The organism is Mailhella massiliensis, assembly GCF_900155525.1.
Taxonomy (GTDB): Bacteria; Desulfobacterota; Desulfovibrionia; order Desulfovibrionales; family Desulfovibrionaceae; genus Mailhella; species Mailhella massiliensis.
The window spans coordinates 101,011-126,873 of the sequence record NZ_LT706951.1 but is presented as its reverse complement, the minus strand read 5'-3'; the positions used below and the strand labels follow the sequence as shown (position 1 = coordinate 126,873).

The following is a 25,863-nucleotide window of genomic DNA, read 5'->3' as shown; positions in this document are numbered from 1 at the left end:
TATCAGGCTCCTTTCGGGCCCTCTCTGAGGGCCTGGGCATTCTCGAAAAGATAGTGGTCGATAAGCTGGCACAAAAGGTGCATACAGGCTTCGTGCATTTCCTGTATCAGAGGGGTATGATTGTGGGGCACGTTCAGAAGACAGTCGCACATGGCTGCCATGCGGCCGCCCCCCTTGCCGGTAAGCCCCACCACGGTCATGCCCTTTTCACGGGCGGCTTCGATGGCCCTGATGACGTTGGGGCTGCCGCCCGAGGTGGAAAAGGCCACCAGCACGTCGCCCGGACGGCCGAGCCCCCTCACCTGCCGGGCGAACACCTCGTCATACCCGTAGTCGTTGCCCACGGCGGTGAGGGTGGAGGTATCCACGTTCAGCGCCACGGCGGGGAGGGAAGGCCTCTCCATGAGGAAACGCCCGAGAAGCTCCCCGGTCATATGCTGGGCATCGGCCGCGCTGCCGCCGTTGCCGCAGACGAGGATCTTGCCGCCGTCCGCAAGGCTCCGGGCCATGCGGCGGGCCGCATCGTCAAGAACGGGCGCGCACGCACCAAGAAATTCGCAACGCAGCCTCGCGCCTTCTTCCGCGTGCTCGCGGATCATGTCAAGAGCTGTTTTCATAGTGCTCCATCGTTTCCTGTGCGGCGTTGCCGCAATGTTTCAAACAAAGAACCATACTCCAAAGCTTCCGGCCTGACAATGGCGGGACACCGGCGCGGGGCGGAGGGGTACGGCTCCCTTACGGAAGATAACCCGCCTTGAGCCTTCGGCAAGGGGCGAAGGCGTTTTTTCTTCCATGCCGCAAGAATACCGGACAGTTTCATGAGTCTTCTCAACATGCCGAAAGCCGCCGCGCCCTCTCCGGTTCCGGCAAGGTCCCCGTCTTTCGACGGAGGCTTCGGGACGACTTTTTCCATTGCGCGGCCCTGTGCTTTGGCGTACAAGACTTCCATGTTCCCTTCTTTTTCCCGCGGCACGCCGCAGACCGCCGGGAAGAGGGATTCCGCCGCCCCCGGGGCACGAAGGATTTCCATGCAGCCCATTTCCCGCCTTCTCATACTCCATAAGGACCATCCCCAGCCGGAAGAAACCGGCCGCGCCCTTCTTCCCTGGCTGCGCGAACGCCATGTGGACGGCGTGCTTCTCCCCGCAGGGGCCGACGCCATCACCATGCGCGCACAGGCCGCCGCAAGCGACGCGGTGCTCGTACTCGGCGGCGACGGCACCATGGTGGGCGTGGCGCGTCGCCTGGCGGGAATACGCACGCCCATCGCAGGCATGAATTTCGGGCGCGTAGGCTTTCTGGCCGGGCTTCCGGCCGAAGACTGGGCCGAACCCCTTTCCGCCATGCTCCAGGGCCGGTGGGAGCTGGAAAAGCATCTCACCCTGCGCTGGCGCGTACTCCGCCGCTGCGGCGATACGCTTGTCCCCCGCAACGAAGGCGTGGCCATCAACGACGTGGTCACCGCCCACGGCGTGGTGGCCCGCGCGGTCTCCCTGAGTCTCCATATCGACGGCGTGCTCTTCAGCACCCTGCGCTGCGACGGCATCATCGTTTCCACGCCTCTGGGGTCCACGGCATATACGGCTTCCGCAGGAGGGCCGCTCACCATGCCTTCCATGAACGCGCAGCTCGTCACCCCCATCTGCCCCTTCGCCGGGGGATTTCCCCCGCTGGCCCTGCCCGCCGCTTCACGCATCCATGTCGAGGCCTGCCGCCAGGGCGATCAGGTGCTGCTCTCCGTGGACGGGCAGGAAAACCTGCCGCTGGAATTCGGCGATGTTCTGGAAATCCGGGGGGTGCCCGGTCAGCTGCACATGCTGGTGAGCGACACGAACTGGTACCTGCGCCGCCTCATCGACCGGGGCATCGTCACTTCCGGCCCGGGCAGAAGGGAAAAGAACTGATTTCTCCCTGTCGCACCCCACGGCGTTCCCCCTTTCCGCGGCATCGGAAAAACCCGGTACGTCGGGCGCGCCCTGCTCCGTCGCGCTTGAGCCCCGTTTCTTTTCATGATAAGAGTACAGATTCCTCCTGCGGGAGGCACTTTTTTACCCGCTATTCATCAAGGGAGTACCCATGTCCGCATATGAAGCTGTCATAGGGCTGGAAGTGCATGTGCATCTGGCCACTGCCAGCAAGCTTTTCTGTTCCTGCCCCAACTCCTTCGGCGACGAGCCCAACACCAACGTCTGCGAAGTGTGCTCCGGTATGCCCGGCGTTCTGCCCGTGCTGAACCGCAAGGCCGTGGAATACGCCTCGCGCATGGCTCTTGCCATACACGCGACCATCAACCAGCGCTCGCGTTTCGCCCGCAAGAACTACTTCTACCCCGACATGCCCAAGGACTACCAGATCTCGCAGTTCGAGCTTCCGCTCTGCGAACACGGCTGGCTCGACATCACGGTCAACGGGCAGAAGCGCCGCATCGGCATCACGCGCATCCACATGGAGGACGACGCGGGCAAGAACATACACCCGCAGGGCGAAAACGTGAGCTATGTGGACCTGAACCGCGCGGGCACGCCTCTCATCGAAATCGTGAGCGAGCCCGATCTGCGCAGCGCGGAAGAGGCCGTGGCCTATCTCAAGAAGCTGCACGCCATGGTGGTGAGCCTCGGCATCAGCAACGGCAACATGGAGGAAGGCTGCTTCCGCTGCGACGCCAACGTGTCCATCCGCCCCAAAGGCGAAACGAAGCTCGGTACGCGCACGGAGCTCAAGAACCTCAACTCCTTCCGCAACGTACAGCGCGCCATTGAATTTGAAATCGCCCGGCAGTCCGACGTGCTCGACGACGGCGAGGAAGTGGTGCAGGAAACCCGCCTCTACGACGCCAACCGCAACATCACCGCGCCCATGCGCAGCAAGGAAGACGCGCAGGACTACCGCTACTTTCCCGACCCGGACCTTCTGGCCGTGGTCATCACCGACGAGGAACTCGCCTCCTGGGCCGCCACGCAGCCGGAACTGCCGGAAGCGCGCATGGCCCGATACATGGGCGACTTCCAGCTCCCCGAGCAGGATGCGGAACAGCTCTGCGCCGATCCGCACCTCGCAGCCCTGTTTGAAAAGGCGGCCACGCTCTGCGGTCAGCCCAAGAAGGTGGCCAACATCATGCTCGGCATGATGATGCGCGAAATCAACCAGAGCGGCATAGACAGCGCGAATGTCAGAATCTCCGCCGAGGCAGTGGCCGAACTCGTCACGCTCATCGGCAACGGCACCATCTCCGCCAAAATTGCGGCCGACATCTTCCCCGAGCTCATGAAGGGCGAAACCATGCCCGCAAAACTCGTGAAGGAACGCGGCCTTACCCAGGTTTCCGATACCGGCGCCATCGACGAGGCCGTGCGGAAGGTGCTTGCCGCCAATCCCGCGGAAGTGGAAGCCTACAGGGGCGGCAAGACCAAGCTCATCAGCTTCTTCGTGGGGCAGGTCATGCGCGAAATGCGCGGCAAGGCCAACCCCGCCCTGGTCAACGAAGCCCTGGCCCGCGAACTCGGCGCATAGTACGTTCTCGGAGCGCGGCCCCTTCCGCGCCCCGTTTTTTCAACAACGACACCCCGGGGCATGGCCCCCCTCACTGCCATGAGCAATAAAGACTGGAACGACGATGACGACCTGCTCGAACTCGGCCCTGCCGATCAGGTAGGAAAGAACAAAAGAGGCGATGCGCACGCGAACGGAGAGGATGAACTCCTCTCTCTGGACGGGCCCGGAAAAAAACGCAGGTCGCCTAAGCACAGACGCGGCTGCCTGGGCACCATCCTCTACTTCTTCGGCGTACTCATCCTGCTCGGCGGGCTCTGCGCGGCGGGCGGCGGCTACATGCTCTATCAGTGGGTGGCCGACGATCTGCCGAGCTTCAGCAAGATAGCCGACTACCGTCCCCCGCTCGTCACCACCGTGCTTGCGCGCGACGGCAGCCTCATCGGACAGTTCTACAGGGAACGGCGTTTCCTCGTCACGCTGGACCAGCTCCCCAAGTTCGTGCCCCAGGCCTTTCTCGCCGTGGAGGACGACCAGTTCTACAATCATCCCGGCGTGGACATCAAGGCCATCATCCGCGCGGCCATAGCCAACTTCCAGCACGGCGGCACCCGGCAGGGCGGCAGCACCATCACGCAGCAGGTGGTCAAGCGCCTCATGCTCACCCCGGAAAAGAGCTACGAGCGCAAGCTCAAGGAAGCCATCCTCGCCTACAGGCTGGAAAAGCAGCTCAGCAAGGACGACATCCTCAACCTCTACATCAACCAGATCTTCCTCGGCAACAACGCCTACGGCGTGGAGGCGGCCGCCCGCGTCTACTTTGCCAAGAACGCGAAAGATCTCACCATTGCCGAAGCCGCCCTCATCGCGGGACTCGGCCAGTCGCCCTCGGCCTACAATCCCTACCGCAACCCCAAGGCCGCGGAAACGCGTCAGCACCATGTGCTTCGCCGTCTGCGCGACCTCGGCTGGATCAACGACGCGGAATATGATCAGGCCATCAACCAGAAGCTGGAATACAGGGCCATGCCTTCCTCCAACCCCGACGGCGGCTGGTATCTGGAAGAAGTGCGCCGCCTTCTGGTGGACATGTTCTCCGAAGAAAACTGCAAAAAGAACGGTTACGACTTCGGCCTCTACGGCGAAGACGCGGTGTATGAGCTCGGCCTTACCGTGCATACGGCCATGGACCCGGTGCAGCAGCACGCCGCCAACGAAGGCCTGCGCCACGGGCTGGAGGACGCCGCCAAGCGTCACGGCTGGCTCGGCCCGGTCAAGCATCTGGAGCCTTCGGAATACAAGGAATTTCTCAAGAAGAAGGACTTCCAGCTTTCCGATCTCGACAATGACGGCTGGGCTCTCGCGCTGGTGACGTCGGTGGACAAAAACGGCGCGGACGTCATGCTTTCCGAAAGTCAGCGCGGCCATGTGAGCGTGCGCACCATGAACTGGGCGCGCAAGCCCAACAAGCGCGTGGCGGGGTCCGTCACTGCGGTGGTCGTGCGCGACGCCACGAAGGTGCTCAAGACCGGCGACGTGATATGGGTTTCCCGCGACAAGGCGGCTCCCGCCAAAAAGACGCAGAAAAAGAGCAGCGGCAAAAACGTGGTGGAAGCGCCGGAAGGCGTGCAGGATACCGTCATCCGCGCCCATGAGCCCGTCATCGCCCTGCGCCTCCAGCAGTATCCCGACGTGCAGGGAGCCATGGTTTCCATAGAACCGCAGAACGGCGACGTGGTGGCCATGGTGGGCGGCTACTCCTTCGGCAGCTCCGGTTCCCAGTTCAACCGCGCCACGCAGGCGCAGCGTCAGCCCGGCTCCTCGTTCAAGCCCATCGTCTATTCCGCAGCGCTGGACAACGGCTTCACGCCCGCCTCCATGCTGCTCGACGCTCCCATCATCATTATCGACAAGTGGACGAAGAAGGCCTGGCGGCCCAGAAACGACGACGGCAAGTTCGACGGCCCCATGCCCCTCTACCGTGCGCTGGCCCGCTCGCGCAACCTCTGCACGGTCCGCGTGGCCCAGCAGATGGGGGTGGAACACGTCATCGCCCGCGCCAAGGCCCTGCGCCTCGCGTCGGAATTTCCGGCCACGCTGGCCATCAGCCTGGGCGCGGTGGCGGTTTCCCCGCTCAACCTGGCGCAGGCCTACACCGCCTTCGCCAACGAGGGCAAGGTCTGCTCGCCCCGGTTCATCACCAGCATACAAGGCCCGTGGGGCAACACCATTTATGAAAGTCAGCCGGAATCGGTGCAGGCCATCACCCCGCAGAACGCCTATGTCATGGCCAGCCTGCTCAAGGGCGTGGTGAACTTCGGTACCGGCGGCAAGGCCAAGGTGCTGGGCCGCCCCCTGGGCGGCAAAACGGGCACCACCAACGATGAAAACGACGCCTGGTTCATCGGCGTGACGCCCTATCTCGTCACCGCCACCTATATAGGCTACGACCAGCTCCAGCCCATGGGCCGCGGCGAAACCGGCTCAGGCGCGGCTCTGCCCGCCTACCTTTACTATGCCAAAGAAGCGCTCAAGGCCTATCCGCCGGACGACTTCCCGAAGCCCGAAGGCATCGTGTTCGCCGACGCAGGCGGCATGACCATGCCCTTCATCGAAGGTACGGAACCCGGCACCGGCTACGGCATGGACGCCCTCGACGGAGACATCGATCCCGAAGCGGCACAGGAAGCCGCCGAGCAGGCGCAGCAGGGCGAAGACCTGCTCAAGGGGCTGTTCGAGTAGCAGAAACATCAACATAAAAAGGCTGGGGGGTTCCCCTTCCCGTCTTTTTGACCCGCCCGGTTCCCAGCCGCGGTGGCCGGGGCCATTCCCCACAGGCGGGTTTTTTCGCATTCAGCCTGCGCCCCGGCGCAAGGAGCGGATATATGGAAAAACTGGAACGTGAAATCATGCAGGTGAGCAAGGAAATCGCGGTGAAGTTCATTGAATCGCAGCGCCTTTCTCCCAGCAATTTCGAAGAGATTTTCCCCACCATCTACAGGGTGGTCATGGAAACGGCCCTCAAGGGCCGGGAAAAGCTGGAAGGCGAAGGAGACGCGGCATGAGCGACACCCCCAGGCCCGGCGACGAACATACCCGCAACGTATCCGAAATGTTCGGGCGCATGACCCCGTGGTACGACCTGCAGAACCGGGTATTCAGCCTTTTTCTCGACTGCTGGTGGCGGCACAATCTCGTGCGTTCCGTGGTGCCCGGCCCCACTAACACGGTCATCGACATGGCGGCGGGCACGCTCGACGTCACGCTCGCGCTGGTGCGGCGCTATCCTTCGCTCAGGGTGTACGCCACGGATATCTGCGAGCCCATGCTCCGTTACGGCGAGGAACGCAAGATGCGCGCAAACGAACGCTCCCGCGTGACCACCATGGTGGCCGACGCCCGCAACATGCCTCTTCCCGACGGCTGCGCCGACGCCGTGACCATAGCCTTCGGCATACGCAACGTGCGCCCGCGCATGGACGCCCTGCGCGAAATGCACCGCCTGCTCGTCCCGGGAGGCCGCGCCTGCATTCTGGAATTCGCGCCCGTGTCCACCCCGCTGTTCGGCAGCTTCTACCACTGGTATCTGCGCCGCATCATGCCCAAGCTTGCCGGGCTGGTGAGCCATTCCACCTCGGCCTACGATTATTTTGCCGAAACCATAGAAAATTTTCCGAAGCCCGACGATTTCAGCAATGAACTGTGCGAGGCGGGCTTCGCCTTTGTTCAGCACATCCCCTTCACGCTGGGCGTGGCCAACCTTCACATCGCCGTGCGCGGCTGAGGCACGTCCCGTTTCTTTCGGAGTATCATCATGGCACTGAGTCTAGGAATCGTCGGTCTGCCCAACGTGGGCAAATCCACTCTGTTCAACGCGCTCACCAAGGCGCAGAACGCCGAAGCCGCAAACTATCCCTTCTGCACCATCGAACCGAACAAGGCCACCGTGGCCGTGCCCGACAAGCGTGTGGACGCGCTCACCGAGCTTGTGAAGCCCGCCAAGACCATTTACGCCACCGTGGATTTCGTGGATATCGCAGGCCTTGTCAGAGGCGCGAGCAAGGGCGAGGGGCTGGGCAACCAGTTTCTTGCCAACATCCGTGAATGCGCCGCCATCGTGGAAGTGGTGCGCTGCTTCGATGACGAGAACATCGCCCATGTGGACGGCAGCGTCGATCCCCTGCGCGACGTGGAAACCATTGAAACGGAACTTCTGCTCGCCGACCTCGAAAGCGCGGAAAAACGCCTCGACACGCTGAAGAAGAAGTCCAAGTTCGACAAGGAAATGCAGAAGGCTCAGCCCGTGCTGGAAGCCCTGGTGGCGCACCTTGGCGAAGGCAGGCCCGCTTCCGCCTTCGAGGTGCCCGAACTCAACGAGCCCTTCCATCAGGTATGGCGCGAGCTTTCCCTGCTCACCGCCAAGAAATTCATTTACTGCGCCAACGTGGACGAGGCCGGTCTTGAAGAAGACAACGCCCATGTGAAGGCCCTGCGCGCTCTTGCGGAAGGCCGCGGCTGCGCCATGGTGAAAATCTGCGCCCGTCTGGAAGAGGAACTTCAGGGCCTCTCCGAAGCGGAGCAGGCGGAAATGCTGGAATCCTACGGCATTACGGAAAGCGGACTTGAAAACATCATCCGCATGGGCTACCACACCCTCGGCCTTGCCAGCTTCCTTACCGCCGGTCCCAAGGAAGTACGCGCCTGGACCTTCAAGCAGGGCTGGAAGGCGCCTCAGGCGGCGGGCGTCATCCATACCGACTTTGAAAAAGGTTTCATCCGCGCCGAAGTCATCAGCTACGAAGACTACATGAAGCACAAGTCCGAAGCCGCCTGCCGCGCCGCAGGCGTACTGCGCGTGGAAGGCAAGGACTATGTGGTCAAGGACGGCGACATGATGAACTTCCTGTTCAACGTGTAGCTGATAGAATCTGTTTTGAGCTGTGTGTAATTAGCGAAAAATATTGACAAAGCTTGCAGCACCTCTTGCAACCTGCTATATCCAAATATCTCCTCTCGGGCTGCCTGAGGGGAGATATTTTCATAATTGGGGAGATGCCAGGGGAGATATCTTCCTCCCTCTCTGATTACTCCACAGGTTCCCCGCAGGAGTCTGCCATGAGCATGAAAACCAGCCGCACCAGGTTCACAGGAGTGTACACGAGAGAAAGCACCGAACGCCGCTACAACGGCAAGCCGGACGTCGTCTTTTACTACTGCCTCAAAATTGACGGCAAGAGAGTGTGGACAAAATGCGGCTGGCGCAGCGAAGGCATGACCGCACAGGCTGCCTATCAGATGCGAAACGAGGCGCTGGCAAAACGCCGCGGCCTGCCCACGCAGGTGCCGCGCATATCTGATGCCTGGGAATACTACAAGACGCATCATCTCCTGACCCTCAGGAACTCCAAAGCCACAATCAGTTATATGCAGAAGCATATCCTTCCGGAGTTCGGCCACATGTTCATGGACGACGTGACTCCGGCAATGGTCACCCGTTTGAAAAATGCTCGGCTGGCCAGTGGGATGGCGCCGGCTAGTGTCAAGCACATGCTTCATGTATTAAGCTCCCTCTACACCCAGACAGAAAAAGCAGGACTGGGTAAATGTAAAAATCCTGTAAAAGACGTTACCCCGCCTAAAGTGGACAATCAGCGTACCCGGTACCTTACGCATGCAGAGGCCCGTATGCTTTTGGATGCTTTGGCGAAACGATCCCCTGTCTGGCATGATATTGCAGCCCTCAGCCTCTACACTGGGGGACGTCTGGGGGAGATTCTCAGTCTCACCGTGTCCTGCATAGACCTCACGGCTGGCGTTGCGGAAGTGAACGGAAAAACTGGACGCCGTATGCTTCACCTGTCGTCTCCGGCCGTAGATATCATGGCACGGCTCATCAAAGGGAAACTCCCCACCGATCATATTTTTCCTGGAAAGGTAAACGGTCATGCCTGTGTTACTCACAATGTTTTCAATGAGCTCACGTTCAAGCTCGGCCTCAATACTCCCGAAACGCCCAGGGCGCAGCGTGTCGTTTTCCACACGCTGCGCCACACTTTTGCCAGCTGGCTTGCCATTGACGGGGTTCCTCTACTGGTGATCTCTCAGCTGATGGGGCATGCTTCCATTACCATGACCCAGCGCTACGCTCACCTGTGCCCGGACAGCCGGCAAGCTGCCGTTGCCCTTCTGGCTACACACTTCAAGAGCCCCGACGGCGATTCCGATTGATATATGCCTCGATGTCGGAATGCCTGTAAAAAACTGTACCGTGCTCGTCCTCCTGAATGTAGTCCGGACCTCCCCCTCGGCTCCGCTTGAAGGCCAAGGTCCGGGCATTGATACCATACAGTTCTTCCACCTCCGAAGAGGTCAGCAACTGCTTCATACTCAAAAACTCCATCCGCGCAGTTCTCGTCACCGCGACGGATATGGACTCCATCAACTGCACCAGCGCCTGTCTCTGGATCATTTCCTGGCTCATGCGCATCCCCCTTTGACCACCCATCCGTGGACGGGGATATCAACAATTCTTCCACCCTTGCACAGGCGGTGCAGTCCATCCAGATAGTCCCGCAACTCTTCCCGTCCGCGAAAACGGAAGGAAAAAAGATTGACGGGCACAGTCTTCCGCTGTACGTCTTTTTTCATACGCACTCCTATGGTATGTTTGCGTTCTGGCCCGCCGGGAACTTCCCCTCCCCTGCGGGCCGCTTTTTTTATTCTGACTCTTGAAAATTCTTATTTGTTTGGCCAGCTCTCATATCTAACGGCTTCGGTAACAGCTCAATGGGAATTCCCATTTCAAGAAGCTGCTTGATACGATAGGACGGCAAATGTTCCGCCCGTAACCATAACCTGGCACTTTTCCTCGTCACCCCACAAACTCGCGCAATCTCCGCCGCTGTTAACTTCTTTCTATATAGCCAAATCAATAGACACTCTTGACGTGTCAAACTCTTTAAGGTTACTTGTTTCGTTAACATTTCTTTTAACCTACATAGCTATGAATGAGAAAAATGAAGTATCTCTTTTTTTCACCTGTAGGAGTCATTGAGATTTCTCCATCGCCTCTTGGAGGATGGCAACTTGTTATCGCAGAAGATGTAATGGGAATATATCAAACGCCGGAGCTGGCCGCTGGAGATGTTTTTACTCACACCACGGGGCATCCAGACTGGGACGATATGGACACCATTGATTCCCCTGAAACCCTCTCGGAGTGGAAGCGCTCTTTTTAGTGCTGAACTTCTCTTTGCGGCCACGCAGAAGAACAAATACCAGACCTACCAAGAACTGCGGCTATGATTACATTTTTTTCCGCTCCCAAACTCTGAAGTATGGTCACAATATCTACCAGTTCTTTTCCTATTGTCGTTTCAACGCAAAGTTTTTGTTTTTTTTCTTCTGTATCATAATTATCCTGCCAATTCATAACAGCCTCCTTTTTTATTCGGCTTCCTTTCCGGCCAGAGAGATGACCTTCATCACCGCTTCCAGCGCCTCATGGCCTTCCTTCGTTATCCTGTCCGCCTCCACGCGGGAGATCACACCGTCCCGCAGGGCGTCGCCGAGAGCGGCCAGAAGATCCCCGAATTCCCGAACAGACGCGGCCATACTGTCCAGCATGGGCTGCTCCACCTTCCCGACTTCCGGCAGGCGGATGAATACGCATCCGCAGGCGCGGCCTATGGCCTTCAAAGGCGCGTCGCTGCCCGTGGCCTGAACCAGCGGGACAAGAAGGTCCAGACCAAACTTGTGCCGTTCCGACCCGGACAGCTCGGCCATCATGGTTTTGTAGTTCACGCCCAGCACATCGGCCACATCCTCGGCTGACAGGCCGGAGGGCGCGCACTTCACGGCGGCGTGGCATATTCTTGTGAGACTTTCCATAGTTGAATCCCGTTTCCTGTTTTGCGTGTGATTCAGGCCGTCGCCTTGCTATCCTGTTCCCAAACGGGAACAATGGCCTTCCGGACATAGTTTTCAGCTCTTGGCAGCAGTTCAATGGGGAATCCGAGTAAGACCAGCGCCTCGTGTCGCTTTACCGGTATCCGCGCTGCACGCAGAAGACGCCCAACACCTTGCCCTGTCATCCCCATTTTTTTTCCTGCCCACGCCAATGTGACAGAATTGTCGTTCATCCACTCTCTGAGCAGGTCATAGCGTTCCATCTTTGACCTCTGCTTGCTTTTCCTATAGTTAAAAATTTTGCTTTGTTGTTTGTCTTTCTTGTTTCACTTGGCTATTACGCTTGTATTCAAAAATGAATATTAAGTCAATTCATTTTTGAATTTTTACGGCAAGGTTTTATTTTATGGAATTATTTGAACGTGTTGACCTTGTTCTTCAAAAGAAAAAAAGTAGCCGTAAAGAATTGGCCCAAGCTCTCGGCATCGCTCAACCAACTTTCAATCGCTACTTCAGTTTTGAACACCAAGGGAAACTAGCTTCACTTCTCTGGCGCATCTCCGAACTTTGGCCCGATGTACCCAAGAATTTTCTTTTTTTTGGTGTGGAAGAGGGAGACATTAGTCCCGAACGAATTACCCCAGAAGAAATAAAATTCTTGAGGTCGGAAATCGAGCGTCTGCGCTCCGAGCTGGATGAAGAGCGCCGCTTGAACCGAACCCTCACGGCCAAGCTCCTTCTGGGAGACAGCACAGAAGACTCTGCCGGGAAATCCAAGAAGAACAGCGTCTGAAAAGACACGGATTCCGGTTGTGGGAGTCCCCTTCCCCAGAGGACGACGGGCCGGACTGCGCATGAGCCGTCGGCACATAATGGAGTCTTGTATGATTCTTTCAATTATAGAAAGCTTTTTTTCTTTTGCCATACATATAGATACATATCTCTTTTCACTTGTTGAATCATATGGATATTGGTTATTGGTTATACTTTTTATTATCGTTTTCTGTGAAACAGGCCTGGTAATTACTCCATTTCTTCCGGGAGATTCTCTCCTCTTTGCGGTCGGCACCGTTGCGGGAGCAGGCTTTATTAATGTTTTTCTATGTATAGCAGTTCTTTTATGTGCAGCAGTCATTGGAGATGCCGTAAATTATGAAATAGGACGTCATGCAGGTCCTGCTATTTTCAAAAAAGAAACAAGGTTTCTCAATAAAAAGCATCTTATTAAAGCTCATCTATTTTATGAGCGTCATGGAGGAAAAGCTATCATTCTTGCAAGGTTTATTCCTGTTATACGCACCTTTGCTCCTTTTGTTGCAGGAATAGCCTTAATGAATCCTGCTCAATTTTTTTTCTTTAACATTATTGGCGCTACAGCGTGGGTAACAGGCCTTGTTTTTATGGGATTTTTCCTTGGGAATATTCCGATAGTGCAAGAAAATTTCAGTATCGTTATTTATAGTATAATTATTATTTCCATTTCTCCCGTGGTATTCGGCTTTATTCGTTCAATATTGAAAAAAAAAGGATAGTCTCCCGTCTGGGAAAATTGGTCAGAATGATTCTTGTACGAAAAACAAGAGAAATTCTCACTTTAAAAACTGCAAAAGGCCCGGCATAAACCGGGCCTTGCTTTTTATGAGGTGCTTTCGTATGGTGCCGGGCATGGGCCTGCTTCCGCAAAGGAGGCGAAGGCTCAAATGGAGCAGCTTCTCATTGACCTGCTTGTCCAGATTCTGGCGGCGGTCATCGCGGCCCTTGTTATCCGTCGAATAGACCTTTAACGAGTTGGCCCCCGGAAGCTGCTACTTCCGGGGGCTGGCAAATGTGTTTAGTACCCACTAAACGCGGAAGCTGGCCCATCACTGGGGAGGAAGGTGTTGACGCGCTTTCCTCCCCTTCTTAATGCGCACTTTCTCCCGTTTCGTCAAGCGGCATGCCGTCCTTGCTTTTTACACTTCACTTTCGTATGGTGCCGACGTGGGCACGCCTTCGTGCACCTGTACGGCCGGAGTTATCCGGTGGCGGCAGAGAAGGAGGTGGTGCCTATGGTGCAACTGCTCCGGGCAGTCGTGGTCACCGTGGTTGGCCGCCTGCTGGCCGATTTGATCAAGCGTTGGTTTGATTAAAAAGGTTCGCCCCGGCAGAAGTTCGCACCTTCTGTCGGGGCATACGTTTGAGCTTCCCAGCGAAGCTGAGTAACTCGGAGGTGTGTCCCACTCCGGGGAGGAAAGTGTTGGAGCACTTTCCTCCCCTTCTTAATGCGCACTTTCTCCCGTTTCGTCAAGCGGCATGCCGTCCTTGCTTTTTACACTTCACTTTCGTATGGTGCCGACGTGGGCCAGCCTCCCGCAAAGGAGGATACGCCCATGCGTCAGTTCCTGCTGGAAGTCATTTCCGGCGCTTTGGCTACGGTTATCGGCGGCTGGGTACTTTCCCAGCTTCTTAAATAACTTTGGCCTCTGAAGGAACTGACACTTCCTTCAGAGGCCGGAAACAATGATTCACTAAACCGAATCGGCGGGACTGGCCCATGGGGCAGGGATTCGCACTCCCTGCCCCTTCTTAATGCGCACTTTCTCCCGTTTCGTCAAGCTGAGCTTGCCTTCTTCGACGCCACACTTACCAAAAAGGTCCGGCATAAGTCGGGCCTTGCTTTTTCTCAGGCGCTTCCGTATGGTGCCGACGTGGGCCTGCTTCCGCAAAGGAGGTGAAGGCTCAAATGGAGCAGCTTCTCATTGACCTGCTTGTCCAGATTCTGGCAGCGGTCATTGCGGCAATCGTTATCCGTCGAATAGACCTTTAACGAGTTAGCCCTCGGAAGCTGCTACTTCCGGGGGCTGGCAAAAAGCGTTTAGAACTACTAAATGCGGAAGCTGGCCCATTTCTGGGGAGGAAGGTGTTACCAGCACTTTCCTCCCCTTCTTAATGAGCATTTTTCCTGATTTCGTCAAGCCACACGATGTTTCCACGGCTCCATATTCATGTGCTTCACACGGTCCTTCTCTTCCGCCCTTTTCGCGTCGTTGAAGCGGTCCAGCCCGCCCACGAGGTAGCCGGTGATCCGGCGGATGCGCTCGAAGCGGACGCCCTGCCCTACGGTCTTTTCCATGACTTCACCTCCGGGAAAGGTACGGCAGGCAATGCCTAGGCAAGATACTGAAACCATACATCGCCGTCATTTCCGCCGGAAGGCGAAGCGGCGGATACTCTTTTTTCCGCACCGCTCCATTTTTCTGCATTGTCCGCTTTCCCGGTGATGTCGATATCCGCAACATCAAGAAACGTCCCTCCGCCGCCCAGGGGCTTGCGTACGCTTCCCGCCGGAGGTTCCGGCACAAGGCCGGAAGCGCCCTTTGCCGACTCCGTAGCCCCTTTCATGACTGTTGCCGCGCCGGAAACCACAAGGGCGCGTATGGCCTGGAGTACCTGATCCTGCGTAAGGGCATCCGGTTCCAGGCCTGCCCCCGTGACTACGGCAAGCAGTTCTTCCTGAACCATATTGAGCCAGTCCGCGGTAACCACGGTTGCCTGCTTGCCGGTTGTCGGGTCGCCGCCGAAAAAGTAACCGGGCCTGCCTGAAAATTCCGGTTCCGGCAGAGCATCGACCGTTCCTACAGATTGGATTCTCTGCATGAAAAGATCCTTCTTAAGATTTTTCGCCCACATGTCCCTGCGGGGCGTTACCCCACATACTCCACCCGCACCATGCCGGAAGAACCGGCGGTGCCGTTCCCCCCGGAGCCCACGGAAGGAATGGTATTGCCCGCACCGCCGCCGTTGCCGCCGGGCCCACCCCAACGGCCGCCCTGGCCACCGCCACCCCCTGCGCCGCCGGAAGAAACGGCCGCCCTGGCCACCGCCACCCCCTGCGCCGCCGGAAGAATAGTCCACATTTACGCTGCTCTGGTGGGCCTGGCCTCCGCCTCCGGTTCCGCCGTTTACGGAACCCCCGCCGCCGCTGCCGCCCGATCCGCCGAAACTGCTCTCTCCAGAACCTGAGCCTGCGCCGCCCGCACTTCCGCCGAGGCCTCCGGCTGCGGAGGCGGACACGCTGCCCCCTATGGTGGTTGTGCCGCCGTTACCGCCATTGGCTGCGCCGGGGCTGCCTATGGAAAGCGATACCGTTTGCCCGGCGGAAAGGTACTGTTCCTTTGTGGTGAAGTAGCCGCCCCCGCCTCCGCCTCCACCGCCGCCCCCGGCATTGATGAAGAACGGGGAGCCGTTCGGCTGTTCTGTAGCCTTGTAGAAACCGGCTCCTCCCTTTCCTCCGCCACCGCCTGCGCCGTACACCGTGAAGCGGAAGGTGCCGTTGTGGGGAGCGGTAAAGGTGGTATTGGTGGTATATTCTTTCCAGGTAAAGCACTCCTGCGTGTTGCAGTTCTGAGAAAGGGGGGCCTTGGTCACACCGTAGGCCGTGCAGAAGGCATCGGAAACGGAAAGGCCGTCGGAACGCTTGCAGGTTGCCGTGCGCGTCTGCGTGCCCGTGCCGCAGTTTTTGGAACACGCGGACCATGCCGAATAGGAATAGCTGTAGGTATAGGCCTTTTTCCATACGCCGGAGACCTTTACCCAGGTGTTCAGGGTTGTCTTCCACGCGCCCGAAACCTTTACATAGCTGTGCTTCTGCTTTTTCCAGGCTCCGCTTACTTTTACCTGTACCGGCATACTACACCTCCAGAGAACGCCTTGCCGCCATGCAGTGTTCATGCGCCTCATTCTGCACGGCAAGGCATTCTTCCTTTGTGGCTGCGGCCTTCACCCGGGAAAGAAAGGCCCACTGTGCGCCGTTTACCTCCGCCATGGTGGCGAGAAAGGCCTTGTGGTTGGCAAGGATATCCTCACAGAGAGCCCTTTTCCCCGGCTTTCCCTCGTCGGTACGGGCGGCAAGGAAGGCATCAATGTACGGCGTGGATGCGCCTTCGTCGGCAAGGTATGCGCGGGCCTCCATGGCCTGCCAGGTCCAGGTTTCGGTTTCATAGTTCGGGGTAAAGTAGCCGTCCGCACTTTTGGCGTGGCGCAGAAGCTCGAAATCCACACGCAGCGAAGACGCGGCATCCCTTTTTGCCTGCTCCAGGCTGCGCGGGTCCTTCCATGCGCCGGAGGCGATATCCCATATATGATACATGCCGGGCCGCTCCGGAACCTTTTGCGCCTTTTCCGCTTCGGTAAAGCCCAGCACACACTGGGCGCAGATGTTTTCCGGCCAGTCGCGCACGGCGCCGTCATCGAGCACGACCATGGCCAGTCGCTCCCAGGCTTCGCCCGTCCATTTGCAGGCCGGATGATCGGGGGCCTCGTTCACACGGTAGGCAAGGCCCGCATGTTCCGCAGCGCTCTTTGCCATGCAGCCTTCATACAGGCCCGATTCCGCATCGTAGGCATGTACGTCAAAGTCGTTCTTCTGCCAGAACGAGCCGCAGAAGGCCCGGATTTCCGCAATCTCCTCCGAAGAAAGAGGCCTGCTTCGCCCTTCTTCATCCACCAGAAAGGCATTGCCGCTCTGCGGTTCATAGTAAAGCGCCGCATAGGCGAAGGACAGGGCGAAGCGCTCATCCGTGCCGAGCCGGTAGCCGTTTGAAATGATGCGCCCTTCCATGCCGTCCCAGGTCATAAGGTATTCGGTAGCGTCGGACATGTGTTCCCCCTTATGCAATGTATTGAATCCAGATGTCATTATTCGCCCCGCCCGAAGGCGCGGCCGTCGATACGGTTTTCGCGGCGCCGTTCCACTTGGTGGAATCCGATGCCTTGCCGGAAAGGCTCCCCTTAAAACCACCGGAGGAAACAAGCACGCCCTCTTCGGTAAACTCAAGAGATTCCGACACGGTATTGGCGCCGGCTTCCACATTCGCATCGGTAAGGTAGGAAATGAGCATTCCGTCGGAGTGCCCGTTCAGAACAAAAACACCGTTTGCCGACTTGTACCGGATAAAGGGCACAAAGCCGCCTGCCTTCACATTCCCTTCCACGAGGCTTCCGCCAGCCTTGGCCGCCCCTACCCAGGTGGTTTGAACGATCTTCCCGTAAAAGCCCTTGGCCAGAATTCTGTCGGTTTCGGCGTCCACCTGCACTTCTGAGGAAAAGCGTGTGCCTTCGGTTTTGCTTGCCGCAAGAGCCGCCGTATAGGCCAGCAGCACGGGGTAGATTCCCGACGTGCTTACCGTATGGGTCACTGTTTTCCCGGAGGCGACCGCCTTGTCGTATGCCGTTTTTACCGCCTTGGAACTGGCGGCGGCAGTTGAGGAAGAACTGTTCACGGCATCCGAAAGAGAAGGCGTGTCGCCTTTCGGCCCCTTGATATTGACGCTTGAGGGGTTGGAAAGCCCTCCGTCATTGGTCCAGCTGAGAACACCGGAGGAGGAGACGGAAGGCGTGAATGTTGCCCCATCCGCGCCATTTTTGCCCGCGGCGCCCGTGGAGCCCTTCGCCCCCGTCGCTCCCTTGAGATTTTTAAAGGCAAAGGCAAGCGTTCTTGCCTGAGGCGTGCCCCCGACCGTAACCGTAACGGCCGGGGTGCCCGTGTTTGCGTCTACAGTAGCCTTGACGTCCGTAATGGCTGCGGCGCTGCCGTCCGTTCCATTCTCGCCGTTTACGCCGTCGGCCCCGTCCGCGCCCCGGGGAATGCCTATGGTAAGCACGCCGGTTTCCGGGTTGAAGGATGCCGAAGCTGCGGAACCTGCGGGAAGCGTTTTCGCCGTGGCCTGAACATTCTTGTAGGTATCGAGCTTTTCCGCCGCTTCGGCCGCACTGTCCGCCGCTGCATCGGCTGCGGACTGCGCCTCGGCGGAAGATGCCGATGCAGCCTGCGCCTTCTGCGCTGCCGTCGTCGCGCTGGTTTCGGCTGCGTCGGCCTTCTGCCCGGCAAGTTTGGCGGAAGAAGCCGCTGCGGAAGCGGAAGTTGCGGCTTCCGCAGCCTTGCCCGAGGCCGTTACCGCATCTTCCGCGGCGGCAGAAGCCTTTTGTGCGGCCGTATCGGCCGATGCTTTTGCCTTGCCCGCGCTTGCCGCGGCCTCGGATGCGGAAGTTGATGCCTCCCCCGCCTTGCCTGATGCCGTCCGTGCATGTTCTGCAGCCGAAGAAGCGGAAGCTGCAGCCTCCGCCGCGCCTGAGGCGGAAGACTCCGCACTTTCCGATGCAGCCTGTGCGGAAGAAGCCGCCGCTTCGGCCGCCTGCTGAGCCGTATTTGCCGCATTCCATGCCCCATCTGCGGCAAACATGGCATCGGATGCGTTTTTCGCCGCTTCGCTTGCCTCTTCCCGGGCGGAAGAGGCGGTTTTCACGGCTTCATCCGCTGCCGCCATGGCTTCAGCCACCGCTTTGGGGCTGGCCGCCGTACCTGCATTGCTGTCCAGGCCGGCGGCGTCGGTCGCATCGGAAAGCTTCACATGTCCGTAGACTGCTGCGGAGCCCTTGCCATAGGTACTTTTCTCGTCTGCATGATCTACGGGGGCGGCATATCCCCTGACGGCATCTTCCGTAAGCTTTCTGACCGCCGCCAGAACCTGCCCGAGGTCTTCCGCACTCGGTTCTATTCCCGCAGCGGCAAGAAAGGCCATGAGTTCTTCCTGAACGCCGTTGCACCACGCCGCATCTATGACGGTGGCCATATCGCCCGTGGATGCGTTACCGTCGGAAAAGTACCCCGGGGTTCCTCCCTTCGGAGCTTCCGGGAGCAGGGGAACCGTATCGGCAGCATGAATCCTTTGCATAGCTTCTCCTATTCGTATTTGAACACGACACCGGCATGAGCCGGCTTCACCTGCCTGACCAGACACTCAAAATCGAATATGCCCCATATACGCAGGCGGCTGTCGACACGGTCCCCCATACGCATGGGCGTACCGAAAACGGTCGGAAGCGTAATGAAAAACACATGGTGGAAACATGCATCCCAAACGGCATGGCCGCACAGGGAAGTACCTGCGCGGAAAGGCCGCACCGTATATACTTCCGCACGGTCATAGCCCATGGACAGGGCAAGCTGCCGGAAATATTCCTCATTCATCAGGCCGTTGCGCTGGAGCCTGAACAGCACTATCTGCCGCCGCCTTTCCGTATCGCTGGAAGCAAGGCTGCATTCGTCCGGCAGGCCGAGTTCTTCCTCCCAGTCTTCCAGCGCCTCATCGGCCTGCGCAGGGGTGACCTCCCGCACCAGCCTGGCGGCATCGGCCTCAAGCCTGGCCAGTTCCGCGCCGAAGGCGGAAAGGAGACGGAAAAAGTTTGAGCCGGGGAAAGGCCTCCATATCATCCCCTGAGGCAAAAGCCGCGCAAGCATGGCGGCGTAATCATCGACATTGTGGGGCATGATTACTCCTCAAAAAGCACGGATCGCAGCACGGGGAGCTCTCCGTTTGCAGGAATGACGTTCGCCGCCGGAGAGATGAGCAGGTGATCTTCCTCCCCGGCCGTAATACTGACCGCTTCGTCGATATGAGACCTGAGCAGGGTTATTCCCGGTTCCGCCTCGCGGGTGAACAGGTCGTGAAGTTCCGCCTTCACGGCTTCACGCACGGCCGAAGTATCCGGCGCAATACGGAGCGTGACATCCACCTGCATGGCCCGCGGGGCAAAAACATGGACGTCCGCCGTTACCGGCCTGCGTTCGTTGATATGGGCCTGCACGCGCCGCACCATTTCCTCATCCGGGAGCGGGCTTTCCGCCTGCCCGTCGCAGACGAAGGACAGCCCCACCGTGCCGAGCCCCAGGTAAAGCGGATAGCACCAGGCACGGGTAACGCCCGGAACTTCCAGCGCCCAGGTCACATAATCCGCCGCAGCGCCGCCCCTGGGCGGAGACTGCAGCACCGACAGCAGGCGGGCGCGGAGTTCGTCGTCCGTTTCGGCATCCACGCCGCCGGACAGGGAAAGCACCGTTGCCGTGCCGGATACTCCGGTTACGGCCTGCACCAGCGAAAGCGCTTCGCCCTCATCCAGATTGGAAGCGCTGCCGTTTTCCGAAGCGGTGACCGCGCCCGTGCCGGGTACGGTTACATCCGCATCCACGGTGAAGAGCCGCCCTTCGTCACTTCTGAGCACGGCGCCTGCGGGCACAAGCCCTGAACCGGTAAAGGAAACCTGCCCCACGGCACGGGCGCCTGCCTTGCGGGTAATCCCCCAGGTGGACGCCTTGCGTTCCAGAAACTCCTTTTCCGCCGTCTTTATCCAGAACTGGGAGAAATACCACTGCAAGGCCCCGTACATGAGGTGACAGGCCCCGGCCCACACATACACCAGCACGGAAAGCACCGACCGGGACCTGAGCGGCGCGCCGTCCAGAAGACGGCCGGACACGTCGGCCGCAATGCGGGAACGCAAGGTGGCAAGAGAAGGCCGCGAAAAACTCATATATCCCTCGCCATGGTTACGGATTCTTCAGTAATGCCCACCTTCCACACATCCGTCACGCGCTGCATGACCGAAGGGCTTGTTCTCGTAACGGCCACGCGCAGGGCAAGGAGGCCCGGGGAAGGGTTTTCCGCCGTTACTTCCACAGCCGTGGCCAGCCCTTCATTCACAAGCCAGCGCAGGGCATCCCTCGCGTAGGTTTCCGCCCGCACGAGCACGGCTTCCAGCTGCTTCTGCCTGCGCAGAAGCCAGAGCTTGGAGCCTGTGCCCTGCCCCTCGCCCTGCAGGGAAAAAAGCGCATCCGCCCACCAGCCGCGAAGATCGCCGTATTCCGGCGGAAGTTCATCCTTTTCCGCCCGGATATCGGTAAACAGGGAAACCATGATTTCCGTTCCCAGAGAACCATCCCCCACCAGATCGCCCTTTTTCACCGGCAGATCGAAAAGCCCCTGTTCGTTCTGAGTAATGAGAATATCCATGCTACCCCCTGTGCATGAAGCGGATGAGGTGAACAATGCTCACTCCGACCACGCACCAGACTATGAAACGCTCCATCATTGCGGCCCTCCCGTGGTGCCGCCGCTGTCGCCGGGATGGGTATGATGTTCCAGGGAAACGCCGTCGCTCACAATGTCGCCACCGGTATTTTTCAGCCCGCCCACAAAGGTGGACGCTCCGCCGCCGGACTTTTCGCCCGTGGTCTGCTGGCGGCCGGTCAGTGTGACAAGAGGCGTGTCCAGCGTGATTTCCTTGCTTGCGGCAAGCGTGGCGGTGTCGCAGTCCACCTTGAACGTGGTTGTTTTGACTTCGATTTCGTTCCCGTTCTTCAGATGAATGAAGTCGCCGTTTTTATGATAAACGGCCACTTCCCCGGGCTTCAGGCTCTTTTTGCGTACGCGCCTGTCGTCGGCCACCACAACAACGGGATGGGAACGATCCGCCCCCACGAACACCACCGTGGCCTCGGCTCCTTCTTCCGGCACGGAGGTGAAGCCGTAGTTCTGGAAGCGTTCCACGCCGTCGATGACTTCATCCTCCAGCAGCGTGACCTGAACGCGCTGCATGTTGCCTTCATCATCCACCACGTTGAGCACGGCACGGGATACGCCGTCGCGCATGAGGTTGCGCACCCTTTCCATGATAGCGTCGCGGCTCATGCCATGGCCTCCTGCACCTTCTGCCCTGCTGCTTTGGCCTTTTCGGCCTGTTTGACGTACAGATCCCAGTCCGTACCGGAAGGGGAAGCCACTGAGGATGCAGCCTTTTGTGCCTCTTCCGGTTCGGGCTGCCAGGCCGCGGGGTCCTTCAGCATAAGCTGCGTGGTGGTACCGCCGGAATCCCGCGTCCAGGTCACTTCGCCAATAAGCAGGCTCTGCGATATGCCCAGCGTGGGAAGGCTCACCGGCACCAGCACTCCGGGTTCCCAGAGCCTGCCGGTACCGTCGCGCCAGCCCTGCACCGTGACCTGTACGGATGTGCCTTCGGCCCTCCGCGTGGTCATTTCCCACCGGGCACGGCGGCGCATATATGCTGCGTCCCCCTGCTGGCTGGCCCGGATAACCAAAGGCCGGTATCGCGTTATCTGCTCATCCGTAACCGTTGCCCTGACGGAACACGCCTTGCCGAAATTCTGATCCGTCCCCTGCTTCTGCCCGGTGACGACATACTCGGAAAAGCGTTCGGAAGCGTCGCAGGTAACGGAGGCGGAAAGCACGTTCACGCCCTCCTGAAGAACGGCGGAAAGCGTTTCCTGCGCCAGTCCGGCCAGCCTGAGGCCGCCCTTGCCGTCCGGCACGGCCACAAGCTCGCGCTGCTTCAAAAGGCGCTGCACGGCTTCCGCCACGCTTTCCCCGGGCTGTATCTGAAACGCCGTAACGGGCTGCCCCTGGTCGCCTTCCAGCGTGACCGGCACGCCGAAAGGCGCACAGAGCGCCGAACAGATATCCATGAGGGAAGCGCCCTTCCAGCTGCCCGGCGCATGTACGGCGGAGGCGTCCACAATATCGGCGCTTCTGTCCCGGCCGGATACGGTTATCCCGTGCCTGCCGGAATCGAGCGACTGGGAAACGCTGTCGATGAAGCCGGTGACCAGCGTATCCGCCCCGCTGGAAAGCACGCATTCCATACCGGGAGCCAGAGGAAGGGACGCGCCCCCGTACTGCACGCGATCCGCAAGGCCCAGGGAAAACGCGCCGGCCATGGCGTCCACACTGCGGGAAGCCTGAAGGGATTCCCAGCCCGTCCAGTCCACACCGCCCACGGTCAAGGTGATGTCAGCCATCTATCAGCTCCAGTGCCCGGCCGCCCGGCACAAAGCCGGGGTGGCGCAGGCCGTTGCGGATGATGAGATCCTGCTCGGCCTCAATGCCTCCGGTCCACCGCCATGCCACGGCCAGCGAAGGCATGACCTGCCTTTCCGTTACGGAAATGACATCCGGCAACGTGCGGGCCTTTTCCGCCATGGCGCGGAGCGTGACCGTGCGAAGGTCGGAAAGCGCGGCAAAAGCGGCATCACCGGCATCCAGCTGGGCGGCATCCATCGCGTCCAGCACGGCCGCCTGAAGGGTGCCCGCCTCTCTGGTGGTGGAAGGCGTATGGCCTGCGGCCACGGCACAGGCGGCGGAAACGCACATCTGCCGCTGGACGTTCGCCACGATTCTCTGCCCTTCGGCCGCCGCCCTGCGCGACGTGCCGAAGGCGGCGCTTACCGGAACTTCCGGCGCTGCCTGCACCAGGCCAAGAAGGGCCGAAGGCCCCGAACCGGACGGCAGGTTATCCACTCCGGCCTGTATCATCTCCCAGCAGGAAGCCCCGAAGCTCCCGGAAGAAACCAGGCCTGCAAGCCAGCCGGTGGAACCGGCCATTCCGGCCAGGGCGGAAAGCCCTTCCGGCAGGGAAAGAACGCTTTTCACACTGCTTATGAAAACGCCGGCGGCGCTTTCTATCTGCGAGACCACCCATGCGCCCTTGTCCATGTACTGCCCCACGGAATCGGCCAGCGCCTGCGCGCGCTGAGCAACGGCGTTTACCCGCCCGCTCACCATATCCGAAAGATTGGGGCTTCCCGTCAGCCCGCCGGGCTTTTCCACCCGCACGAAACGCGCCTGAAACTGCCAGAGGCCGCCGTCGGCCGCGCTGTGCTGCGTGCGTACCGGCCCGGCAAGGGCAACATACAAACTGCCGTACCACGGATGCACCAGCGTGCCCGGACCGGGCTGCTGCAGGGCCGCTTCCAGCGCATCGCGCTGCGCCATATAGGACGAACCGGAAACGAAGCCCTGCACCTCGTAGAACTGCGGCGCCTTGCCCAGGTCTTCCGGGTACGGCGTTGAACCGTTGGGAAACACATGCAGGGCCGTGGATCGCCCGAGTTCGCCGCCTGCAGCGTACACCTGGAACGGCACTCCCCGGAAGGAGGCCGACTGCATACGCATTTTCCATGCCTGCGCCATGTCACACCCCCGCAAAGGCCCAGCCGTAACCCATGTTGTCGCGCTTCACCGTGACGGCGTCGCTGGCCTGGCCATCAACCCTGGCTTCCATACCGGCAGGAACAACAAGCTCCACCTTGTGTGTTACTTCCTTCTCTTCCTTACGCACCGTTTCGGAAGATACCGTGCCGGAACGGGCAAGATCGGAAAAACCGGATGTCGGGCTTTCGGGCATGGAAGGCGGAAACGCCGCCTCACGGCTGCCGCCACCGGCGGCCTCCGCCAGCATCCGGGCGTTTTCCGGGTCCATGAGCGCGTCGGTATCTTCAAGGTCTATGCCGTGGATGTCGGCCGCTTCCTGCACATCCGCCACGCCCTGAACGGCGTTTTTTATCTCCGCGCAGAATTTCGTGACTCCGGCGGAGATATCCGCCCAGTTGTTATAGAGCCACCATCCGGCGGCCACGAGGGCCCCCAGGGCCGCCATGAATGCGCCGAACGGTGTTGCCGTAAGCGCAAGCCCCAGCCCGCCCACGGCCTTGCCGGCGTTGAACAGAGACCGGATGAACGGCGTGCCCATATACAGAGCAACGAGCTTCAGAGCATTTTCCATGCCTATGGTCCGGTCGATAAAATCCGTGCACCAGGCAAGCACCTTGCCGCCGGTAGTGATCCAGCGCTCGGCGCCGTCCAGAAAAGCGGGAAGGTTGTCCGCCACTTTCCGCACCCACTCGCCGGTTTTTGTGGCTACAAGGTTCTTGTTCAGCTCCAGCCAGCCTTCAAACTTTTCCATGACGGGGGTGAGCACCGGCATGAGCTGCCGCCCTATGGCATTACGCAGGCCCGCGGTCTGGTCGCCCACGCCGCGCAGAGCTTCCTGAAAGCGCTTTGCGTCGCTTCGGGCCGCACCGTCAAACACAAGGCCCGCCTGCTCCGCCTCCCGGCCCAGGTCTCTGAGCCCGGCGGAGCCTTTGTTCAGCACGGGAATGAGCCTTCGGCCTGCATCTCCCATAAGTTCTATGGCCAGCTTCGTCTTTACCGGGCCATCCTGCATACGGGAAAAGGCATCGGAAATTTCCATGATGACCTGCGCCGAGTTCTTCATGCTGCCGTCGGCGTTCTTCAACGATACGCCAAGGGCCTTGAACATGGCGGCAAGGTCGTCCGAATCTCCGGCTTCCACCATCTTTTCCGTGAGGTCGGAAAGGATGTCGGTCATATCCTCGGCTTCCACGTTCACCGTGGATGCGGCGTATTGCAGCTTCTGCAGGTCGGTTGCGTTCACGCCCAGGGCCTCGGCCGAACGCTCGGCGGCCTGCGCCTGTTCCGCCGTGGCGGAAGCAAGCGCAACCATGCCGCCGGACGCACCGCCCAGAAGAAGGGACATTTTCCCCAGCGCACCGGTAACGCGGCCCAGTGATTCCATGGCCCCGTCGCCCATGCCGGCAAAAGCCCCGGCCACACCGGCCGCGGCTCCGGCAACCTGACTCAGCCCGCTTCTCTGACCGAAGCGGGACACCTGCGCCTGCATACGGCTCACGGCGCCCGTTGCCGATTCAAGCTTTGCGTTGAACCTGGCGAACGCAGCGGAGAACCTGTCATAGGCGCCGATGACGAAATCTATGGAGACCTTATTCTTTGCCATGGTTCTTCTCTTTTCCGTATGCGGCCAGGCATCCGGCCCAGA

27 protein-coding genes are annotated in these 25,863 nt (G+C 59.6%); 11 read left to right on the top strand and 16 right to left on the bottom strand.

The window, feature by feature from the left end; all coding sequences use genetic code 11:
- Positions 1-2 precede the first annotated feature (2 nt).
- Together CZ345_RS06045 and CZ345_RS17040 are read right to left on the bottom strand one after the other, a co-directional pair.
- The gene (locus tag CZ345_RS06045; protein ID WP_077072290.1) at positions 3-617 is read right to left on the bottom strand and encodes a D-sedoheptulose-7-phosphate isomerase; all 615 of its coding nucleotides are present in this window, start codon (positions 615-617) and stop codon (positions 3-5) included.
- Positions 614-1,039, bottom strand: a complete 426-nt coding sequence (locus CZ345_RS17040) for a hypothetical protein (protein WP_077072289.1) — start codon at positions 1,037-1,039, stop codon at positions 614-616. Before CZ345_RS17040 ends, CZ345_RS06045 begins: the two co-directional genes overlap by 4 nt.
- Between CZ345_RS17040 and CZ345_RS06035 the strand changes: the two genes are divergently transcribed.
- The 9 genes from CZ345_RS06035 (at position 1,029) to CZ345_RS16550 (ending at position 10,727) form a co-directional block, all read left to right on the top strand.
- Complete coding sequence (locus CZ345_RS06035) at positions 1,029-1,904, top strand: NAD(+)/NADH kinase (protein WP_077072288.1); 876 nt, start codon at positions 1,029-1,031, stop codon at positions 1,902-1,904. The two genes, CZ345_RS17040 and CZ345_RS06035, sit on opposite strands and share 11 nt — an antisense overlap.
- 172 nt (positions 1,905-2,076) lie before the next feature.
- The gene (gene gatB, locus CZ345_RS06030) at positions 2,077-3,510 is read left to right on the top strand and encodes an Asp-tRNA(Asn)/Glu-tRNA(Gln) amidotransferase subunit GatB (protein WP_077072287.1); all 1,434 of its coding nucleotides are present in this window, start codon (positions 2,077-2,079) and stop codon (positions 3,508-3,510) included.
- A 60-nt stretch (positions 3,511-3,570) separates the two neighbouring features.
- Positions 3,571-6,231: a penicillin-binding protein 1A gene (locus tag CZ345_RS06025; RefSeq protein WP_239446626.1), complete on the top strand. Its 2,661-nt coding sequence runs from the start codon at positions 3,571-3,573 to the stop codon at positions 6,229-6,231.
- A gap of 143 nt (positions 6,232-6,374) precedes the next feature.
- On the top strand, positions 6,375-6,554 hold the full coding sequence (locus CZ345_RS06020) for a hypothetical protein (protein ID WP_077072286.1): 180 nt from the start codon (positions 6,375-6,377) through the stop codon (positions 6,552-6,554).
- Positions 6,551-7,273, top strand: coding sequence for a ubiquinone/menaquinone biosynthesis methyltransferase (locus CZ345_RS06015; protein ID WP_077072285.1), 723 nt, complete (start codon positions 6,551-6,553; stop codon positions 7,271-7,273). The genes CZ345_RS06020 and CZ345_RS06015 overlap by 4 nt, the downstream gene beginning before the upstream one ends.
- Before the next feature lie 30 nt (positions 7,274-7,303).
- Positions 7,304-8,407 (top strand): redox-regulated ATPase YchF, encoded by a 1,104-nt coding sequence (ychF, locus tag CZ345_RS06010; RefSeq protein ID WP_077072284.1) that lies wholly within the window; start codon positions 7,304-7,306, stop codon positions 8,405-8,407.
- A 197-nt stretch (positions 8,408-8,604) separates the two neighbouring features.
- Positions 8,605-9,717: a tyrosine-type recombinase/integrase gene (locus CZ345_RS06005; RefSeq protein ID WP_162274942.1), complete on the top strand. Its 1,113-nt coding sequence runs from the start codon at positions 8,605-8,607 to the stop codon at positions 9,715-9,717.
- 107 nt (positions 9,718-9,824) lie between these two features.
- Entirely contained in the window at positions 9,825-9,986 is a 162-nt protein-coding gene (locus CZ345_RS16865; RefSeq protein WP_154674803.1) for a hypothetical protein, read from the top strand.
- Positions 9,987-10,505: 519 nt separating this feature from the next.
- Positions 10,506-10,727 (top strand): hypothetical protein, encoded by a 222-nt coding sequence (locus CZ345_RS16550; protein ID WP_077072282.1) that lies wholly within the window; start codon positions 10,506-10,508, stop codon positions 10,725-10,727.
- Here the strand turns inward: CZ345_RS16550 and CZ345_RS05990 are convergent.
- The 3 genes from CZ345_RS05990 to CZ345_RS16545 are packed head-to-tail and all read right to left on the bottom strand — an operon-like array spanning position 10,724 to position 11,660.
- A complete protein-coding gene (locus CZ345_RS05990) occupies positions 10,724-10,921 on the bottom strand; it encodes a hypothetical protein (protein ID WP_077072281.1) in 198 nt (65 codons plus the stop codon). The two genes, CZ345_RS16550 and CZ345_RS05990, sit on opposite strands and share 4 nt — an antisense overlap.
- Before the next feature lie 14 nt (positions 10,922-10,935).
- On the bottom strand, positions 10,936-11,379 hold the full coding sequence (locus tag CZ345_RS05985; protein WP_077072280.1) for a phage regulatory CII family protein: 444 nt from the start codon (positions 11,377-11,379) through the stop codon (positions 10,936-10,938).
- A 32-nt stretch (positions 11,380-11,411) separates the two neighbouring features.
- Entirely contained in the window at positions 11,412-11,660 is a 249-nt protein-coding gene (locus tag CZ345_RS16545) for a hypothetical protein (RefSeq protein WP_144277262.1), read from the bottom strand.
- 143 nt (positions 11,661-11,803) lie between these two features.
- Here CZ345_RS16545 and CZ345_RS05980 point away from each other — a divergent pair, with 143 nt between their 5' ends.
- Positions 11,804-12,190, top strand: a complete 387-nt coding sequence (locus tag CZ345_RS05980; protein ID WP_077072279.1) for a hypothetical protein — start codon at positions 11,804-11,806, stop codon at positions 12,188-12,190.
- Positions 12,191-12,281: 91 nt separating this feature from the next.
- Positions 12,282-12,929, top strand: a complete 648-nt coding sequence (locus CZ345_RS05975; protein ID WP_077072278.1) for a VTT domain-containing protein — start codon at positions 12,282-12,284, stop codon at positions 12,927-12,929.
- Between the two features lie 1,418 nt (positions 12,930-14,347).
- Here the strand turns inward: CZ345_RS05975 and nrdD are convergent.
- The 11 genes from nrdD to CZ345_RS05915 form a co-directional block, all read right to left on the bottom strand.
- The gene (gene nrdD / locus CZ345_RS05965) at positions 14,348-14,509 is read right to left on the bottom strand and encodes an anaerobic ribonucleoside-triphosphate reductase (RefSeq protein WP_077072276.1); all 162 of its coding nucleotides are present in this window, start codon (positions 14,507-14,509) and stop codon (positions 14,348-14,350) included.
- A gap of 35 nt (positions 14,510-14,544) precedes the next feature.
- Complete coding sequence (locus CZ345_RS17565) at positions 14,545-16,065, bottom strand: thrombospondin type-1 domain-containing protein (protein WP_077072275.1); 1,521 nt, start codon at positions 16,063-16,065, stop codon at positions 14,545-14,547.
- A 1-nt stretch (position 16,066) separates the two neighbouring features.
- Positions 16,067-17,035 (bottom strand): hypothetical protein, encoded by a 969-nt coding sequence (locus CZ345_RS05955; RefSeq protein ID WP_077072274.1) that lies wholly within the window; start codon positions 17,033-17,035, stop codon positions 16,067-16,069.
- A gap of 10 nt (positions 17,036-17,045) precedes the next feature.
- On the bottom strand, positions 17,046-19,109 hold the full coding sequence (locus CZ345_RS05950) for a tail fiber protein (protein WP_077072273.1): 2,064 nt from the start codon (positions 19,107-19,109) through the stop codon (positions 17,046-17,048).
- 8 nt (positions 19,110-19,117) lie between these two features.
- Entirely contained in the window at positions 19,118-19,705 is a 588-nt protein-coding gene (locus tag CZ345_RS05945; protein ID WP_077072272.1) for a YmfQ family protein, read from the bottom strand.
- A gap of 2 nt (positions 19,706-19,707) precedes the next feature.
- On the bottom strand, positions 19,708-20,745 hold the full coding sequence (locus CZ345_RS05940) for a baseplate J/gp47 family protein (protein ID WP_077072271.1): 1,038 nt from the start codon (positions 20,743-20,745) through the stop codon (positions 19,708-19,710).
- Positions 20,742-21,224 carry a phage GP46 family protein gene (locus CZ345_RS05935; protein ID WP_077072270.1) on the bottom strand — a complete coding sequence of 161 codons (483 nt, stop codon included), beginning with the start codon at positions 21,222-21,224 and terminating at the stop codon, positions 20,742-20,744. Before CZ345_RS05935 ends, CZ345_RS05940 begins: the two co-directional genes overlap by 4 nt.
- A gap of 75 nt (positions 21,225-21,299) precedes the next feature.
- On the bottom strand, positions 21,300-21,902 hold the full coding sequence (locus tag CZ345_RS05930) for a phage baseplate assembly protein V (protein ID WP_077072269.1): 603 nt from the start codon (positions 21,900-21,902) through the stop codon (positions 21,300-21,302).
- Positions 21,899-23,026 (bottom strand): phage baseplate assembly protein, encoded by a 1,128-nt coding sequence (locus tag CZ345_RS05925; RefSeq protein WP_077072268.1) that lies wholly within the window; start codon positions 23,024-23,026, stop codon positions 21,899-21,901. Before CZ345_RS05925 ends, CZ345_RS05930 begins: the two co-directional genes overlap by 4 nt.
- Complete coding sequence (locus CZ345_RS05920; protein WP_077072267.1) at positions 23,019-24,173, bottom strand: DNA circularization protein; 1,155 nt, start codon at positions 24,171-24,173, stop codon at positions 23,019-23,021. Before CZ345_RS05920 ends, CZ345_RS05925 begins: the two co-directional genes overlap by 8 nt.
- A 25-nt stretch (positions 24,174-24,198) precedes the next feature.
- A complete protein-coding gene (locus CZ345_RS05915; RefSeq protein ID WP_077072266.1) occupies positions 24,199-25,821 on the bottom strand; it encodes a phage tail tape measure protein in 1,623 nt (540 codons plus the stop codon).
- Positions 25,822-25,863: the final 42 nt, after the last annotated feature.